Below are 18,089 nucleotides of genomic sequence, written 5' to 3' on the forward strand. Positions count from 1 at the left end.
GAACTTTTAATTGAGTGAATTATTGTTTTTTAATCAATTCAATTTCAAAAAGTTTTCCCCAGTTTTTTCCAGTTACAAAAAGTCTGTTGTTTTCTTTGTCATATGCAATTCCATTGAGAACTTCGTCATTTGCAACTAATTTTTGTGTTTTTTCCATTTCTTTTTTCAAATCTGTCAAATCTGCAACACCCAAAACTTCACCAGTTTTGATATCAATAATTACGATGGCATTTTGTTGGTATTTATTTGCGTATAATTTTTCATCAATCAATTCCAATTCATTCAAATCATCAACTGCATATTTATTGGTGTATACTTGAATAAATCGTTTTTCTTTTTGAGATTCACTATCCAAAAACCAAATTTTATGTGTTCCATCAGATTTTATCAAATCGACACAATTATTTGTAAATCCCCAACCTTCTGAACTATTATCATAAGCAAACTCTTTTTCAAGTTGAAAAGTTTCTAAATTATACACAAATCCTTTTTTAGCTTGCCATGTCAACCAAAAAATTTTATCATTCAAAATGGTCATTCCTTCACCAAAATATTGCTTATCCAATTCTATTTTTTTTACTACTTTTCCAGTGCTAATGTCAACTTTTCTCAAGCTAGATTGTCCTCTTCTTCCTGTTGTTTCATACAAAAAACCTTTGTGATATTCCAATCCTTGCGTATATGCTTTTGTATCATGAGGATACGAATTTATAATTTTATAGGTATACACTTCAGGAGATTTACTTGCTAAAACTTCAAAGGAATTGTTGATTTTTTTTGTTTTTTCGGGATAAAAAATCAATGCAGAAATTTGATGTTTTCCCACACCAAAATCTTGAGTATTAATGGTAGTTGCATTTTTTTTAGAAATACTTTTTATTCCGTTGATAAAAAAGTGAATACTATCAATAGGTTTGTCATTTTGTTCTTTGACCATAGCTGTTATGGATTTGTTCAAAGTAGTGTTTTTAGGAACTTCCAGAGTAAATTTGTAATTATCATTGCAAGAAATGATAAAAAGTGATGAAATTATTGAGAGAATAATGATCAAACGAATTTTCATATGTATTGTTTTTGTCTTTATTAATGAATGATTTGTTCAAAAATAGCATAGTTTTTCATGAACCAGTTTTTCATTACAAATAAATGTAAATTATTATTTGTAAATTAAAAAAATAACTTAAATTTGCAACCTCAAAATAGTAATATATAGCTATTTACGGAAATCGTGTAAAACCTTACCAACTTTACGCAAGCAAACATAACAATAAAGTATTAAAATATTATAAAATGAAAAAAGGAATTCATCCAGAAAATTATAGAATGGTAGTTTTTAAAGACATGTCTAATGAAGATGTCTTTATTACACGTTCAACTGTTGACACAAAAGAGACTATTGAAGTTGATGGTGTTGAGTATCCTTTAGTAAAATTAGAGATTTCTAGAACTTCTCATCCATTTTACACTGGTAAATCTAAATTGGTTGATACAGCAGGTCGTATTGACAAGTTTAAAAATAAATACTCAAAATTCAGTAAATAATTTTTCTGAATTTAAAAGATATAAAACCTCAACAATTTTGTTGAGGTTTTTTTATGCACAAAAAAACCACTTTTATTTAAAAAGTGGTTTTGAATTTTTATTGATTTATAATCTTACACATAATCCTCAATTGGATTGCATGAACAGATTAAATTTCTGTCTCCATAAGCATCATCAACTCTTCTGACAGATGGCCAAAATTTATTTTCGGCAACATAATCCAAAGGAAAAGCAGCTTGTTTTCTTGAATAAGGTAAATTCCATTCATCAGAAGTTAGCATAGATTGCGTATGTGGTGCGTTTTTTAAAGGATTGTTTTCATTCTCTTTATTGGCAGCATCAATTTCTTTTCTAATGGAAATCATGGCATCACAAAAACGATCTAATTCCGATAAACTTTCAGATTCAGTAGGTTCAATCATCATTGTACCAGCTACAGGAAATGAAACTGTGGGCGCATGAAAACCATAATCCATCAAACGTTTTGCGATGTCAACAACCTCAATTCCGTTTTGTTTAAAATCTCTACAATCAATAATCATTTCGTGAGCTGCGCGTCCTTTTTCGCCAGTATACAATGTGTCAAAAGAACCTTGTAAGCGGGCTTTGATATAATTTGCATTTAAAATGGCATTTTTAGTAGAATTTGTTAATCCACTAAAACCGAGCATTTTAATATATCCATAAGAAATCAAACAAGCCAACGCAGAACCCCAAGGTGCAGCAGAAATGGCTGTGATTGCTTGTTCACCACCCGTTTCAATCATTGGATTTGTAGGTAAAAACGGAACTAATTGTGGTGCAACACAAATTGGACCAACTCCAGGACCTCCACCTCCATGTGGAATTGCAAATGTTTTGTGTAAATTTAGGTGACAAACGTCAGCGCCAATTGTTGCAGGATTTGTCAATCCCACTTGAGCGTTCATATTGGCACCATCCATATACACTTGACCTCCATGATCGTGAATAATTTGTGTAATTTCTTGAATAGCACTTTCAAAAACCCCATGAGTTGAAGGATAGGTTACCATCAAAGCTGCTAAGTTTGCAGAATGTTCAATGGCTTTTGCGCGTAAATCTTCCACATCAATATTTCCTCTTTCATCAGTTTTCGTAACAACGACTTTCATTCCAGCCATTACTGCAGAAGCAGGATTGGTTCCATGTGCAGAAGCAGGAATGATGCAAATATCTCTGTGAGAATTTCCGTTTGCCAAATGATAAGCTCTAATAGTCATCAAACCAGCAAATTCTCCTTGTGCTCCAGAATTTGGTTGCAAAGAAGTTCCTGCAAAACCTGTGATAATATTCAATTGATGTTCTAATTTTTTCAAAACAATTTGATAACCTTCAGCTTGATTCAATGGTACAAATGGATGAATATTTCCCCATTGAGGATTGCTCAAAGGCAACATTTCAGAGGCTGCATTCAATTTCATTGTACAAGAACCTAAAGAAATCATTGAATGATTCAACGCCAAATCTTTGCGCTCTAATTTCTTGATATAACGCATCATGTCTGTTTCAGAATGATACGTATTGAATACTTTATTTTCTAAAAATGGTGTGTTTCTTTGAAGGTTTTCTGAAATAACTTCAAAATTAGCCGAGAAAGATTCTTGTGTTAAAATTTGATGAAAATCTCCTTTTCCTTCAGCTTCAGCAGTATTTTGTTGCTTTTTTAATTGACCGAAAATGGTAAATAAAGTCATCAAATCTTGCTGAGTTGTAGCTTCGTTTATCGAAATTGACAATAGATTTTCATTGATGTAATTAAAGTTTACATGATGCGATTCTGCAATTGGTCTAACTTTTAAACAATCAATTTCTACTAATAAAGTATCAAAATAAGAAGAGTTTAGTTGAGTAAATCCTGATTTTTCTAAATAATCAGCTACTAATTTTGTCTTGTTATGAACGCTATCTGCAATAAATTGAATCCCATCTTTTCCATGAAAAACTGCATACATTCCTGCCATTACAGCCAATAAAACTTGTGCTGTACAAATATTTGAGGTCGCTTTTTCACGTTTGATGTGTTGCTCACGAGTTTGCAAAGCCATTCTCAACGCACGATTTCCATCTCTATCTTTTGTAACTCCAATAATTCTTCCAGGAATACTTCTTTTATATGCTTCTTTTGTGGCAAAAAAAGCAGCATGAGGTCCACCATAACCTAGTGGAATTCCAAAACGTTGCGAAGTTCCAACAACAACATCAACCCCAAATTCAGCAGGTGCTTTTAATTTTACCAATGATAAAATATCAGCAGCAACAGCAACTTTGATGTTGTTTGCATTTGCTTTTGCAACAAAATCTGTGTAGTCAAAAATTTGTCCGTGTTTTGCAGGATATTGTAAAATGGCTCCAAAAAATTCCTCTGAAAAATCAAATTCTTCATGATTTCCAACTACTAATTCAATGCCAATTGGTGCTGAACGCGTCAATAAAACAGACAATGTTTGAGGTAAAATTTCTTCAGAAACAAAAAACTTTGAAGCATCAATTTTCTTTTTATCCCTTTCTCTCACATCAAACAATAAAGCCATTGCTTCAGCAGCAGCAGTTCCTTCATCCAATAAAGAAGCATTTGCCAATTCCATCCCCGTCAAATCACAAATCATGGTTTGGTAATTCAATAAAGCTTCCAATCTTCCTTGAGCAATTTCTGCTTGATAAGGTGTGTATGCTGTGTACCAACCTGGATTTTCTAAAATATTTCTTTGAATAACACTTGGCACAATTGCTTCGTGATAACCCAATCCAATGTAACTTTTGAAGACTTTGTTTTTCTCAGAAAGTTCCTTAATATGAGCCAAATACTCATATTCACTCATGGCAGGTTCTAAATCTAAATCGTTTTTTAAACGAATATTTTCTGGAACAGTTTCGTTGATTAACTGCTCTAAACTATCAACTTTTATGGTTGATAACATGATTTCTTGCTCCTTTTTATTAGGACCAATATGTCTAAATTGAAACGAATTTGTATTCATTAATTGAGGTTAAAGTGTCTATATTTCAAACGATTTAGTGGTTACCAAATCCACAAAAAATAGTTTTAATTTTTGCGACACAAAAGTACGTATTTTATAAGATTATTTTTTGTTAGAATTTCCCCAAAATAAAATTATTATCAACCGTTTTATAAGGTTATGAACAGAAATGCTATTTTTGCGATATGAATGTATTCAAAAAAATTATTGATTTTTATATCAATGCTAGTATTCATGTGGCTTTTGCGGTGTATGCATTTTTAAGAATTACGGAACTGTATTTAGAGATTCCATATCAGAAAAATCTTAATTATTTCATCTTTTTTGGAACGATTACAGGGTATAATTTTGTGAAATTTGCAGGTGTTGCAAAGTTGCATCACAGAAGTTTGACACGTAATTTAAAAATCATTCAAATTTTCTCATTTTTTTGTTTTTTAGCAATGTGTTTTTATGCTTTTTCACTTCCCATAAACACGCTTTTGTTAACTACTCCTTTTACCTTTTTAACCATATTATATGCTGTTCCTTTTTTAAGCGGATTTGAAAAAAATCTTCGCAATATTGGGTATTTAAAAATCATCATTGTGGCATTGGTTTGGGCTGCATTTTCGGTAATTATTCCTGTTTTTGAAGCAACAAAAAGCTTTTCTTATGAAGCTATTTTATTGTTTATTCAACGTTTTTTTATAGTTATTGTTCTTATTTTGCCTTTCGAAATCAGAGATTTGCAATTTGATGCAATTTCACTACAAACCATTCCAAGAAAAATTGGAATTCCAAAAACAAAACGATTAGGATTGATTTTAATGCTTTTCTCTTTACTTATTTCGTATGCACTTTCTGTTAATTTTGAAACAAAAAATGCTTTTATGATTTTATTTTTTTTAGTGATTGTAATGCTGATGAGAGCAAAAGTGAATCAATCAAAATATTACAGTGCTTTTTGGGTAGAAGCGTTACCCATCATTTGGTGGCTACTTCTTTTAGGATTTCATAATTTTTAGTGATTAAAGATTGATATTTTGTGAACTTTTATGTTATATTGAGTAAAAAAAACTGATTTCATAAAACTCATCACAAGTTCCCTTATTCATTTCGAAATTTGTAAATTTGCCCCTTAAAATTAAGGATTTCATTACACAATGATGACCACCAAAAGAAATTACGTTTTTGATTTTGATAGCACGTTAACTCGTGTGGAAGCTTTGGATGTTTTAGCTGAAATTACGCTTCAAAATAATCCTGAAAAAGAAGCGATTATCCAACAAATTATTGATATCACAAATCTTGGAATTGATGGAGAAATTTCTTTCACTGAATCTTTGCGAAGAAGAATCAATTTGTTGAATGCTCACAAAGAAGATTTAAGCGAATTAATCAAACAATTGAGAAAGCAAGTTTCATCATCAATTGAGAGAAATAAAGAGTTTTTCCAAGAATTTAAAGATGATATTTATGTAATTTCTTGCGGCTTTAAGGAATTTATTGATCCAATTGTGGCAGAATATAACATTCCTTCTCATCGTGTTTTTGCCAATACTTTTGAGTTTGATGAAAATGGTAAAATCGTTGGTTTTGATTCAAAAAACGTACTTTCTCATCACAATGGAAAAATTGACTGTTTGAGAAATATGCATTTAGAAGGAGAAATCCAAGTAATTGGTGATGGTTATAGCGATTATGTAACTCGTGAAGCAGGAGTTGCAGATAAGTTTTTTGCTTATACTGAGAATGTTTCCAGAAAAAAAACGACTGAAAAAGCAGACCATATTGCCCCAAATTTTGACGAATTTTTATACATAAACAAGTTGCCAAGAAATATTTCATACCCAAAAAACAGGATTAAAATTTTATTATTAGAAAATGTTCATCCTGACGCATTTAACAAATTATCTACTGACGGATTTTCTGTAGAATCTATTTCAAAAAGTTTGTCTGAAGAAGAATTGATTGAAAAAATCAAAGATGTTCATGTGTTAGGAATTCGTTCCAAAACAGATGTTACCAGAAAAGTAATTGAAGCAGCTGAAAAATTAATGGTGGTGAGTGCTTTTTGTATTGGTACCAAACAGATTGATTTAGAGGCTTGTAAAGAGCATGGAGTAGTAGTTTTTAATGCTCCTTATAGCAATACACGTTCTGTGGTGGAATTGGCAATTGGTGAAATTATCATGCTGATGCGTTCTACTTTCCAAAGAAGTACTGAAATCCATAATGGAAAATGGAATAAAACTGCTGATGGTTCTAAAGAGGTTAGAGGTAAAAAATTAGGAATTGTTGGTTATGGAAACATTGGAAAACAATTGTCTATTTTGGCAGAAGCACTTGGAATGGATGTGTATTATTATGATATTGAAGATAAATTATCCATTGGAAATGCTACAAAAATGTATTCTTTAAAGGATTTATTAGCAATTTCAGATGTAGTAACGTTACATGTGGATGACAATCCTACCAATAGAAATTTCTTTGGAAAAGAGGAATTTTCACAAATGAAAGATGGCGCACATTTTATCAATTTGGCAAGAGGTTTTGTAGTGGATATTGAAGCATTGACAGAGGCTTTGAAAAGTGGAAAATTAGCAGGAGCTGCAGTAGATGTATATCCTAAAGAACCTGCAAAAAACGGAGAATTTCAAACAGAATTACAAGGTTTGCCAAACGTAATTTTAACACCACATGTTGGAGGAAGTACTGAGGAAGCTCAAAAAGATATTGCCGATTTTGTACCCAATAAAATCATGGGATACATCAATAATGGAAATACAGTTGATGCTGTAAATTTTCCAAATATTCGTTTACCAAGGCAAGTAAATGCGCATCGTTTTTTACATATTCATAAAAATGTGCCTGGTGTAATGGCAAAAATCAATAAGATTTTGGCAAAATACGACTTGAATATCAGTGGTCAATATTTATCTACAGATCCAAAAGTGGGGTATGTAATTACTGATTTGGACAAAGAGTATAATAAAGAAGTGATTGAAAAATTACGAAATGTAGAAGGAACTATCAAGTTTCGAGTGTTGTATTAGGAAAATAAAATCAATAAAAAAATCCTTCAAATTTTTTTTGAAGGATTTTTTTTATGTCAAAAAGTTAAGCGTTTACTGCTACTTTTTTGATTTTTCTGTATAAGAAAGAATTAAAAATATTTCTTCTTCCAAAGTTGTTCATCGATTTTGCGTTGACAAATTTCCCAAAAAGAATTTTACTAACTCCAAAATATTCATAGGTATTTCCATCAGAAAAAGTAACTTCTAACAGCATACTTTTGTGACGCCAATCAACAACCTGGCATTCTGAAGTGGTGATTTTGTATTCGTCTAAATTGGCTACTTTCGTTTCAGGAGCAATGCTCACTAAAAAATGGTATCCGTCAATAATTTTTGTACTGATTTCTTCAGCTTCCAATTTCGCAGTTTCATCCACAAATTTATCAGGATGATATTCTTTTACTAAATTTCTGTAGGTTGTTTTCAATTCTTTTAAATCGATAGCACCTTCAATGTTGAATAGTTTTTTGTATTCTTTAATTCGCTTCATGTATTTTTATTAAAATAGCGCGCAAAAGTATGGATAATAAATGGATAGCTTACTATTTTGATGTTAATTAAAGATGAAATTTTACTGTTTTACATCAAATATGGTTTTCAAATTCACAATATTCACGTCTTTTTCACCCAAATATCGTTTGCTTCCCAAATACCTATTTTTATTCATTTCATCAAAATGAGGCTGCGTTTTATCCATAGAACTGATATGTACATTTCCTGAAGCATGAATAAATTCTTGTTTGTCATTTCCTAACCAAATGCCTACATGAGTCACTTTTTGCTTCGAATTTTCAGTGGCTTTTTTTCCAAAAAACAACAAATCTCCTTTTTCTAAATCTGAAAAATTGAGTTGTTCATCCACCCTTTTTCCAGCGTTGATTTGTTGAGATGCGTCTCTTGGAATCACAAATCCATTCATCAAATACACCATTTTTGTAAAACCGCTACAATCCATTCCTTTTGCAGAAGTTCCTCCCCATAAATAGGGAAAACCTTCCATTTTTTTGGCAATTTCTTCAATAGATTCTTTTGTTGGAATCCAATTTTCTAACCAAGAATCATAGAGAACAGCGTCACTTTTTTTGATGAAACCCATTCTATTATCAGGATATTTTACTTGATAAAATTGAGCATCCTCAGCAATATATTGCAACATTCCACCTAAAGAAATATCGGAAATAATCGATTTTTCAAAATCTTTTTGCGCATACACAAATCCAAAAAGTGCTGTAAAAAGTACTTTTTTTGAAGCATTCCATTGATTGATTTCTGTTTCATTCATCAATTGAATTCCTCCTTTATCAACCCAAGAAATGTAGTTGTCAGGAGTTTGAATTCTGTAAAAGTCACCATTTTTGTCCAATACTTTTAATGACATTCCCAACAAACCTTGTGTGCCCAATTCTGCTGAATGAGATGCTTCTGAACGAATATTAATTGCCGAATTTTTTGCAACGGCAAATTGAAAGTTACCAACAACTGAATCAGGCAAAATTCGCACGTTGTTTTCAAATTTGAGATTTGTTTTTTGGAGACTGTCTATCAAAATGCGAAGCGCATTTTTCGAAGTTGTTTCTCCTTCAATCGAAAAAAGATTGTTTTTCTGAACAAATTTGATGTCAAAAAGTTCCACTCTTTTATCCGGCGCAAATTCTTGTTTGATGGCCAAAGTCACTTTTTCCAACTCTTGAATCGTTTGAACGTCATTTTTGCAAGACATAAAAACGATTAAAATCAAACAAACCACTATTTTTAAAAATTTCATCTGATGTATTTTTTAGCGAATTTACAAAAAATCAAATGCTCATAAATTGAAAACTTAAAAGTATTGTTTTATCTTTGAAAACCAACCAATATTTTTTGCATGCAGTATCAAAATTCATTGGCATTTGCCAAACAATTGGATGCCCAAGATGTGCTTTCGCATCTTAGAAATCAGTTTCACATTCCCAAAGATATAAACGGAAATGAATGGCTGTATTTTACAGGAAATTCCTTGGGTTTACAGCCAAAATCAACTGAAAATTACATTCTTCAAGAATTGAAAGATTGGGCAAATTTGGGTGTGGAAGGTCATTTTGAAGCAAAAAGACCTTGGTTGAATTACCATGAATTTTTGACTGAAAAAATGGCAAAAATCGTAGGTGCAAAACCAATTGAAGTGGTGGTGATGAACACATTAACTACAAATTTGCATTTGTTGATGGTTTCTTTTTATCAACCCACAAAAACCAAATACAAAATTGTCATTGAAAGTGATGCTTTTCCTTCAGATAAATATGCAGTAGAATCGCAATTAAAATTTCATGGTTTTGATGCTCAAGAAGGTTTAATTCTTTGGAAACCAAGAGAAGGAGAAGATTTGTTGAGAATGGATGATTTAGAGCAAATTATTGAAAATCAAGGAAATGAAATTGCAATGTTGCTGATTGGAGGTGTTAATTATTATACAGGTCAGTTTTTAGATTTGAAAAGAATAGCTACTATTGGTCATTCAAAAAATTGTTTGGTAGGAATTGATTTAGCACATGGAGTTGGAAATATTCAGCCAAATTTACACGAATCAGGAGTGGATTTTGCAGCTTGGTGTACCTATAAATATTTGAATTCAGGTCCAGGAAGTTTGGCAGGAATTTTTGTTCACGAAAAACATTCGAAAAATAAAGAGCTACCACGTTTTTCAGGTTGGTGGAATCACAACAAAAAAACACGTTTCAACATGCGAATAACCTTTGATGTCATTGAAGGTGCAGAAGGTTGGCAATTGTCAAATCCGCCAATTTTATCAATGGCTGCCATTTTAGCCTCTTTGGATTTGTTTGAAGAAGTTGGCATGGATGCTTTGCGTGAAAAATCAGAAAAATTAACCGGTTTTTTCGAATTTTTAATTCAACAAATTGAAACGGACAAAATAAAAATAATTACGCCATCCAATCCAAATGAAAGAGGCTGTCAAATTTCTATTCAAATTAAAGATGCTAATAAAAGTTTACATCAACAATTATTAGCAAAAAATGTGATTACAGATTGGCGAGAACCAAACGTAATTCGTTGTGCACCAGTTCCAATGTATAATAGTTTTGAAGATGTTTATAGAATGGTAGAAAGCCTATCCTCAATCCTTTCCAAAGGAAAGGAGGTTTAAATACATTAAAAAATAATTATGAAAAAAAATGATCATGATTTGAGTCAGATTGAAAAAGTCCTCCCTTTTGGGGAGGATTTAGGAGGGGCTGTATTAATTATTGGAGCAGGCTTATGTGGCTCGTTATTAGCATTAAGACTAGCGCAAAGAGGATTTTTGGTGGAAGTTTTTGAAAGCAGACCAGATTTGCGAAAAGTAGCCATTTCTGCTGGACGTTCTATCAATTTAGCTTTGTCAGACAGAGGTTTGAAAGGATTGCGTTTGTGTGGTGTTGAGGAAAAAGCTAGAAAACTCTGCATTCCTATGTTTGGAAGATTGATGCATGATAAAGAAAGCAATACTTTTTCATCCAATTATTCAGGTAGAGAAGGTGAGTATATCAATTCTATTTCACGAGGAGATTTGAATGCTTTGTTGCTAGATGAAGCTGAAAAACATGAAAACGTAACCATCCATTTTAACCATAAATGTGAAAATGTGGACATCGAAAATGGGACTGCATTTTTTATAAATTCAGAAACAAATGAAGAATTTTCAGTCACTTCCGAAGTAATTTTTGGAACGGATGGTGCTGGGTCAAGTTTGCGAAAAAGTTATATTTCTGAACGAAAATTTTTGTTCAGCTATTCTCAAAATTACCTAACTCATGGGTATAAAGAATTAGAAATTCCAACAGATTCAACTGGAAATCATCAAATTAGCAAAGATCATTTACACATTTGGCCAAGAGGAGATTTTATGTTGATTGCATTGCCAAATAGGGATGGAAGTTTTACAGTGACGCTTTTTTTAAGTTTTGATGAAGGCGAATTTAATTTCAATAATTTAACATCCGAAGAAAAAATGACAGCTTTTTTTGAACAAGAATTTCCTGATGCTTTGGCGTTGATACCTAATATCAAAGATGAGTTTTTGAACAATCCAACAGGACCTTTAGGAACTGTAAAATGTTCGCCTTGGTTTTATAAAGGGAAAACAATTTTATTGGGTGATGCAGCTCACGCCATTGTACCTTTTTATGGACAAGGAATGAATGCTTCTTTTGAAGATGTTGTGGTGTTGGATGAAATTTTGGATCAAAAATTGGAAAGTTGGGAAGCTGTTTTTAAAGAATATCAGAAAGCCAGAAAAAAAGATACAGATGCCATTGCAGATTTGGCAATTGATAACTTCTTTGAAATGCGAGATCATGTTGCCAATGAATTGTTCAAACAAAAAAGAAAGATTGAAATGGACTTGGAAAAATCGTTTCCAAATCAGTATTTTTCCAAATATTCTTTAGTGACATTTAATGAACATATTGGGTATGAAGAAGCCATGAAAAAAGGCAGAGCACAAGACAAAGCATTGCTAAATTTGATTTCAGATGAAGCCGTTCACACACATGTAAATATGACAAAAACCGAATTAAAAGTTATTTTAGATGCCGTAACTGAACAAACAAATGAAATTTTACAAGAAGATAAAATAGCAGGATTATAGCCCATCCCTCCCGAAGTTTCGGGATTCCCAGAGGGAAGGAGTGAACAAACTTATAAAAAAAGTTTTTTTCATTTATCAATAAAAAATAATAATAAAAAATGACAGATAAAAAAGTAACACCAAGAGGCGCATATCCACACGTGAAAGTTGTGGGTGATTTTATTTTTGTATCAGGAACAAGTTCTAGAAGAGCAGATAATTCTATTGCGGGCGTTGACATCATTGATGAAATGGGTACTAAAAAGCTGAATGCTTATATCCAAACAAAAGAAGTTTTACAAAATATTGACAACAACTTAAAAGCTGTTGGAGCTAGTTTGAAAGATGCAGTAGATGTTACTTCATTCTTGGTCAATATGAATGATTTTGCAGATTATAACAAAGCGTATGCAGAGTTTTTTGACAAAGAAACTGGTCCTGCAAGAACTACAGTGGCTGTGCATCAATTGCCACATCCTGATTTGGTGGTGGAGATTAAAGTAACTGCTTATAAAAAGCAATAAAATGATTAAATTCTTCCGAAAAATCCGTCAAAACCTACTTATGGAAAACCTGTCTGCCGAACAGGCAGGCAAAACATCCAAATATTTTAAATATGCCATTGGCGAAATTGTTTTGGTGGTTATTGGAATTTTAATTGCACTTCAAATCAATAATTGGAATGAAAATAGAAAATCAAATAAAATCGAAAAAGAGTTTTTATCAAATATTTATAATGATTTAGTAATTGATTCTATTCAATTTACATATTATATTGAGACATTCAAAAGTGTTGAAAAGCTTCATTTTCAATTATATCAAATAGGAATTAATAATGAGGTTTTAGATTCAATTAACGAACCTGCGTTAATTAGGCGCAGTCTTTATTTTAAACAATTGATAGATAAAGATTTTAAAGAAAAGGCATTTTCAATTTCAAATACTAAGGTTAGAAAAGCTTTAATTGCTTATACACAGCTTGTTGCAGATATGGAGACTTCTTATAAACAGGAATTAGAACGAATTATTTCTGATGATTTAAGACCTTATTTAGGAATAAAAAAACTTTACAACACAAAAAATTTATTTAAACTGAAAGATAAATTTTTTAATGACTATACTTTTAAAATTGTAAACGGATTAAATTTAGTTGATAAAAACAAATTAATTGAACTTTCAAAAACAGATGAATTTCAACAAATTCTATTTGAAATTAATTTGAAATGGAATGAATTTCACTCTCGACTTTTGCCAGTTATCAGAGAAAATGATAAATTAAGAGTTTTAATTAAAAGTGAATTAAACAATTACTAATATGATCAAATTCTTCCGAAAAATCCGTCAAAACTTACTTATGGAAAACCTGTCTGCCGAACAGGCAGGCAAAACATCCAAATATTTCAAATATGCCATTGGCGAAATTGTATTAGTGGTTATTGGAATTTTAATTGCGTTACAAATTAATAATTGGAATGAGGGTAGAAAAGAAAATAAAAAAGAAAAAGCAACGCTGCAAAGGTTTTTAAATGATTTGAAAGCAGATTCTATTAATTTTCAAACAAATTTAAACTATATCAATGCCATTGATTCGCTTCATTTTAAAATGTTTACTTACAGTCAAAAACAAGATAGCACTATTACATTTCAAAACCCCACTTATATTAGACGTGCTTTGATATACATTCCAACAGCTCGCGAAAATGATCCAGAAATTACCAACAAAATAAATCATCATATCATTAGAGAAGAAATTCAAAATTATTTTAGAAGTATGAATTTAGTTTCAGATAGTAAAAATGAATTTGAAGATGTAGTATTTAAAATTAGAGAGTTTATTAGAAATAAAAAATTGCACAGAGTAAATGATTGGTTTGAGAGTAACAGAAATTTAAAATCAACTAGTAATAATTATAATAATACTCTGATTATAAAAAAAGAAGAGTTGTTTTTGCTGTCAAATGACGCAGAATTTCAACAGCTATTATTAGAATCAAATTTAAAATTAATAGAAGCTAAAAACTCTTTTGAAGATTTAATTACCTCAAACGAAAATTTGATTCAATTGATAATTACTTATCTCAAAAATTAACATGATAACTTTATTTAAAAAAATCCGTCAAAGACTACTTATGGAAAACCTGTCTGCCGAACAGGCAGGCAAAACCTCCAAATATTTTAAATATGCCATTGGCGAAATCATCCTTGTAGTCATTGGTATTTTGATTGCCTTACAAATTAATAATTGGAATGAAAACAGAAAAGAAACCATTGAAGAAACAGCTGTTTTAAAAAATTTATTTGAAAATCTATCACTTGCCAAGCAACAATCTGAACTATTAATTTTGCAAGAAGAAGATTTAAAAAGCTCACTTATTTTTATTCTTGGAATAAATTCAAATCAGGCAAAAATCAATAAATACATTATTACAGACTCAATTTTTGAGACTACAGTCTGGGATTTACAAACCAATTTACCCACTTTAAATACCTATAACGATTTAAAAAGTACCAATAAATTAAGTTTGATAAAAAATAAAATTATCTATAAAAAATTCAATGATTTTGAATTTCGTCTGAATATGTTAAAAGACATTCTAGAAGATAGGTTGAACGTTCATCAACTTAGAATTGATGCAATTGTAGAAAACGAAATCAATTTTATACCATTGATAAAGTTTAATATTCCAACTGTTTATATTGAAAATGAAGAAGCAAACGACTATTCAAAGATTTTATCTCAAAAGAAAACAAGAAATCTTTTAGGAATGAAACTGTCTTTTACTCAAGATGTTATTAATTATCGTAAAAATGTAGATAAAGAAATTCAAGAATTACTAATTTTATTGACCACTGAATTACAAAATAGATAATGAACATCCAAAACTACATCAATGGCGAATTTGTAAATCCAATTCAAGATAATTGGTTAGATAATTACAACCCTTCAAATGGCGAGATTTATGGACAAATTCCGAATTCATCAACAGAAGATGTAGAAAAAGCATATTTAGCAGCAGCAAATGCTTTTCCAAGTTGGAGTAACACCAATTTAGAAGAAAGAAGCAGCATCTTATCAAAAATTGCCAATTTAATTTTAGAAAAGCTAGATTTTTTAGCAGCAGCAGAAAGCAAAGACAATGGAAAACCCATCAGTTTAGCAAAATCTGTTGATATTCCTAGAGCTGCAAGTAATTTTCAATTTTTTGCAAATGCAATTACGCAGTTTTCATCTGAAGCACACGAAAGTGTTGGTTTCAATGCGATAAATTTTACGTTGCGCCAACCAATTGGAGTGGTAGGTTGTATTTCTCCTTGGAATTTACCACTCTATTTATTCACTTGGAAAATTGCTCCAGCCATTGCAGCTGGGAATTGCGTAGTTGCAAAACCAAGCGAAGTCACTCCAATGACTGCTTTTTTATTAGGAAAAATTTGTAATGAAGCAGGCCTTCCAAAAGGTGTGTTGAATATTGTTCATGGTTTAGGAAATCAAGTTGGAGAAGCCATAGTTTCTCATCCAAATATCAAAGCCATTTCATTTACTGGTGGCACAAAAACAGGCTCCCATATTGCCAAAATAGCTGCACCAATGTTTAAGAAACTCTCTTTAGAACTAGGAGGAAAGAATCCAAATATCATTTTTGCAGATTGTGATTATGATAAAATGTTAGCAACAACTGTACGTTCATCATTTTCTAATCAAGGTCAAATTTGCTTGTGTGGCAGTAGAATTTTGGTGCAAGAATCTATTTATGAGAAATTTAAAGTAGATTTCATCCAAAAAGTATCCGAATTAAAAGTAGGACATCCTTCAGATTCTGATACAGATATAGGAGCATTAGTATCTGCAGCACATTTACAAAAGGTAAAAAGTTATATTGATATTGCAGAACAAGAAGGTGGAAAAATTCTATTCGGAGGAAAAACTGTAACTGTCAAAGACAGTGAAAATGGCTATTATTTACAACCCACAATTATTGAGGTTTCTGATAATAATTGCAGATTAAATCAAGAAGAAATTTTTGGACCTGTTGTTACGTTGATGTCTTTTAAAAATGATGAAGAAGCGTTATCTTTAGCAAACGAAACAAAATACGGATTGTCTGCAACTTTATGGACGAATAATTTGAATAGAACCATGCAATTTTCTCAGAAACTAGAAACAGGAATAGTGTGGGTAAATACTTGGATGATGCGAGATTTGAGAACTCCTTTTGGTGGACAAAAAGATTCTGGATTGGGACGTGAAGGCGGATTTGAAGCTTTACGGTTTTTTACGGAAACAAAGAATGTGTGTATAAAATATCAATAAGAATTAAGAAAAATGAGAAAAGAAAAGAGATTAAAACAGGTCTTTATTCTCTACTCTTTTTTCTATAATCTCAATAAAAATGAATTTAGAAATCCAAAATAAAAACGCACTTGTTTGCGGAAGTACAGCTGGAATAGGAAAAGCAACCGCCATTTTATTAGCAAAAGAAGGTGCAAACGTAACGTTGATTGCAAGAAATGAAGAAAAACTGAAATCAGTTTTACAAGAATTATCAAAAAGCAATGAACAAAATCATAATTATTTGGTAGCGGATTTTTCGAATCCAGAAGAATTGCAAAAGATAGTTTCAGATTTTATTAAAAATAATCACGGATTTCATATTTTGGTAAACAATACTGGAGGTCCAAGAAGTGGCGCCATTTTAGATGCAACTTTAGAACAGTTTGAAAATACGTTCACTCAGCATTTAAAATCCAATCATGTTTTGGCGCAAGCAACCATTCCTTTTATGAAAATTCAATGTTATGGGAGAATTATCAATATCATTTCAACCTCAGTAAAAGAACCCATTGAAGGATTAGGAGTTAGCAATACAATTAGAGCTGCAGTTGGAAATTGGTCAAAAACCTTAGCGTCAGAAGTTGGGAATCATGGAATTACTGTCAATAACGTGTTGCCTGGTTTTACTGAAACGGAACGTTTGAATGAAATTATCAATATAAAAGCTGCAAATGAAAACCGAAGTTTTGAAGAAATGTCAGAAATGATGAAAAATTACACACCTGCAAAACGTTTCGCAAAACCAGAAGAAACAGCTAGTGCAATTGTGTTTTTAGCAAGTGAAAAAGCGAGTTATATCAATGGAATTAATCTTCCAGTTGATGGAGGAAGAACAAAAAGTTTGTAAGCCAACCTCAATCCTCCCAAAGGGAGGAAGTCTGGTGTGTGTAAAAAATTTAAAAAGAGTGATTTAATAAAAAGAATATTAACAATAAATTCCAAATTTCACCCAGTTTGGAGTTCCTTCCCTTTGGGAAGGCTAGATGGGCTTTTAATTATGAATCTAGTACAACCTTTAAATTTTAAAAAGTGGATTGACGAACACCGTCATTTGTTAAAACCTCCTGTTGGAAACAAACAAGTTTGGGAAAATGGCGAATATATTGTCATGGTTGTTGGTGGCCCAAATAATCGTAAAGATTATCATTATAATGAAACCCCTGAGTTTTTTTATCAGTTAGAAGGTGATATGGTTTTGAAAATTATTGATGGAAATGGAACTATGATTGATGTTGAAATTAATGAAGGTGATATTTATTTATTGCCTGCAAAAGTGCCACATTCTCCTCAAAGAAAAGCAAATACTGTTGGTTTGGTGATTGAATATCCTCGTTCTAAAAATATGTTAGATGCCCTAGAATGGTATTGTGAAAACTGTGGAAATCAGTTGTATAGAGAAACTTTTGCACTCAATAATATAGAAACTGATATGCCAATTATTTTTGACAATTATTATTCAGATGTTGAAAAATGTACGTGTTCCAATTGCGGAACATTTATGGAAGCACCCAATAAAATCCCATCCTAACCTTCCCAAAGGAAAGAAAACC

16 protein-coding genes are annotated in these 18,089 nt (G+C 31.5%); 12 read left to right on the plus strand and 4 right to left on the minus strand.

Translation table 11 applies throughout. The features are described from left to right. Nucleotides 1-19: 19 nt before the first annotated feature. Nucleotides 20-1,063, minus strand: a complete 1,044-nt coding sequence (locus IU405_RS15210; RefSeq protein ID WP_197439466.1) for a glutaminyl-peptide cyclotransferase — start codon at nt 1,061-1,063, stop codon at nt 20-22. Nucleotides 1,064-1,290: 227 nt separating this feature from the next. Here IU405_RS15210 and IU405_RS15215 point away from each other — a divergent pair, with 227 nt between their 5' ends. Further along, nucleotides 1,291-1,542, plus strand: a complete 252-nt coding sequence (locus IU405_RS15215) for a type B 50S ribosomal protein L31 (protein WP_197439467.1) — start codon at nt 1,291-1,293, stop codon at nt 1,540-1,542. Between the two features lie 113 nt (nt 1,543-1,655). Here the strand turns inward: IU405_RS15215 and gcvP are convergent, their stop codons facing one another. After that, on the minus strand, nt 1,656-4,541 hold the full coding sequence (gene gcvP, locus IU405_RS15220) for an aminomethyl-transferring glycine dehydrogenase (protein WP_197439468.1): 2,886 nt from the start codon (nt 4,539-4,541) through the stop codon (nt 1,656-1,658). 185 nt (nt 4,542-4,726) lie between these two features. Here gcvP and IU405_RS15225 point away from each other — a divergent pair, with 185 nt between their 5' ends. Together IU405_RS15225 and serA are read left to right on the plus strand one after the other, a co-directional pair. After that, nucleotides 4,727-5,548: a UbiA prenyltransferase family protein gene (locus tag IU405_RS15225; protein WP_197439469.1), complete on the plus strand. Its 822-nt coding sequence runs from the start codon at nt 4,727-4,729 to the stop codon at nt 5,546-5,548. A gap of 138 nt (nt 5,549-5,686) precedes the next feature. Then, entirely contained in the window at nt 5,687-7,579 is a 1,893-nt protein-coding gene (gene serA / locus IU405_RS15230; RefSeq protein WP_197439470.1) for a phosphoglycerate dehydrogenase, read from the plus strand. A gap of 64 nt (nt 7,580-7,643) precedes the next feature. Here serA and IU405_RS15235 read toward each other — a convergent pair whose 3' ends face one another. Continuing rightward, entirely contained in the window at nt 7,644-8,090 is a 447-nt protein-coding gene (locus IU405_RS15235) for a KTSC domain-containing protein (RefSeq protein WP_197439471.1), read from the minus strand. An 81-nt stretch (nt 8,091-8,171) separates the two neighbouring features. Next, a complete protein-coding gene (locus tag IU405_RS15240) occupies nt 8,172-9,365 on the minus strand; it encodes a C40 family peptidase (RefSeq protein ID WP_197439472.1) in 1,194 nt (397 codons plus the stop codon). Nucleotides 9,366-9,464: 99 nt separating this feature from the next. Between IU405_RS15240 and kynU the strand changes: the two genes are divergently transcribed. From kynU to IU405_RS15285, 9 genes are all read left to right on the plus strand, one after another. After that, a complete protein-coding gene (gene kynU, locus IU405_RS15245; RefSeq protein WP_197439473.1) occupies nt 9,465-10,745 on the plus strand; it encodes a kynureninase in 1,281 nt (426 codons plus the stop codon). 18 nt (nt 10,746-10,763) lie between these two features. Further along, on the plus strand, nt 10,764-12,227 hold the full coding sequence (locus IU405_RS15250; protein WP_197439474.1) for an FAD-dependent oxidoreductase: 1,464 nt from the start codon (nt 10,764-10,766) through the stop codon (nt 12,225-12,227). A gap of 98 nt (nt 12,228-12,325) precedes the next feature. Beyond that, a complete protein-coding gene (locus IU405_RS15255) occupies nt 12,326-12,730 on the plus strand; it encodes a RidA family protein (RefSeq protein ID WP_197439475.1) in 405 nt (134 codons plus the stop codon). A 1-nt stretch (nt 12,731) separates the two neighbouring features. Further along, complete coding sequence (locus tag IU405_RS15260; protein WP_197439497.1) at nt 12,732-13,520, plus strand: DUF6090 family protein; 789 nt, start codon at nt 12,732-12,734, stop codon at nt 13,518-13,520. Nucleotides 13,521-13,560: 40 nt separating this feature from the next. Then, nucleotides 13,561-14,295 (plus strand): DUF6090 family protein, encoded by a 735-nt coding sequence (locus IU405_RS15265; RefSeq protein ID WP_197439498.1) that lies wholly within the window; start codon nt 13,561-13,563, stop codon nt 14,293-14,295. Nucleotides 14,296-14,335: 40 nt separating this feature from the next. Continuing rightward, nucleotides 14,336-15,076, plus strand: coding sequence for a DUF6090 family protein (locus IU405_RS15270; protein ID WP_197439499.1), 741 nt, complete (start codon nt 14,336-14,338; stop codon nt 15,074-15,076). Then, the gene (locus tag IU405_RS15275) at nt 15,076-16,518 is read left to right on the plus strand and encodes an aldehyde dehydrogenase (protein WP_197439476.1); all 1,443 of its coding nucleotides are present in this window, start codon (nt 15,076-15,078) and stop codon (nt 16,516-16,518) included. The genes IU405_RS15270 and IU405_RS15275 overlap by 1 nt, the downstream gene beginning before the upstream one ends. Nucleotides 16,519-16,597: 79 nt before the next feature. Further along, complete coding sequence (locus IU405_RS15280; RefSeq protein ID WP_197439477.1) at nt 16,598-17,386, plus strand: SDR family oxidoreductase; 789 nt, start codon at nt 16,598-16,600, stop codon at nt 17,384-17,386. Between the two features lie 147 nt (nt 17,387-17,533). After that, on the plus strand, nt 17,534-18,067 hold the full coding sequence (locus IU405_RS15285; RefSeq protein ID WP_197439496.1) for a 3-hydroxyanthranilate 3,4-dioxygenase: 534 nt from the start codon (nt 17,534-17,536) through the stop codon (nt 18,065-18,067). The last annotated feature ends 22 nt before the right edge of the window (nt 18,068-18,089 follow it).

Origin of the sequence: Polaribacter sp. BAL334 (assembly GCF_015767435.1) — a bacterium.
In the GTDB taxonomy this organism is placed as follows: domain Bacteria; phylum Bacteroidota; class Bacteroidia; order Flavobacteriales; family Flavobacteriaceae; genus Polaribacter.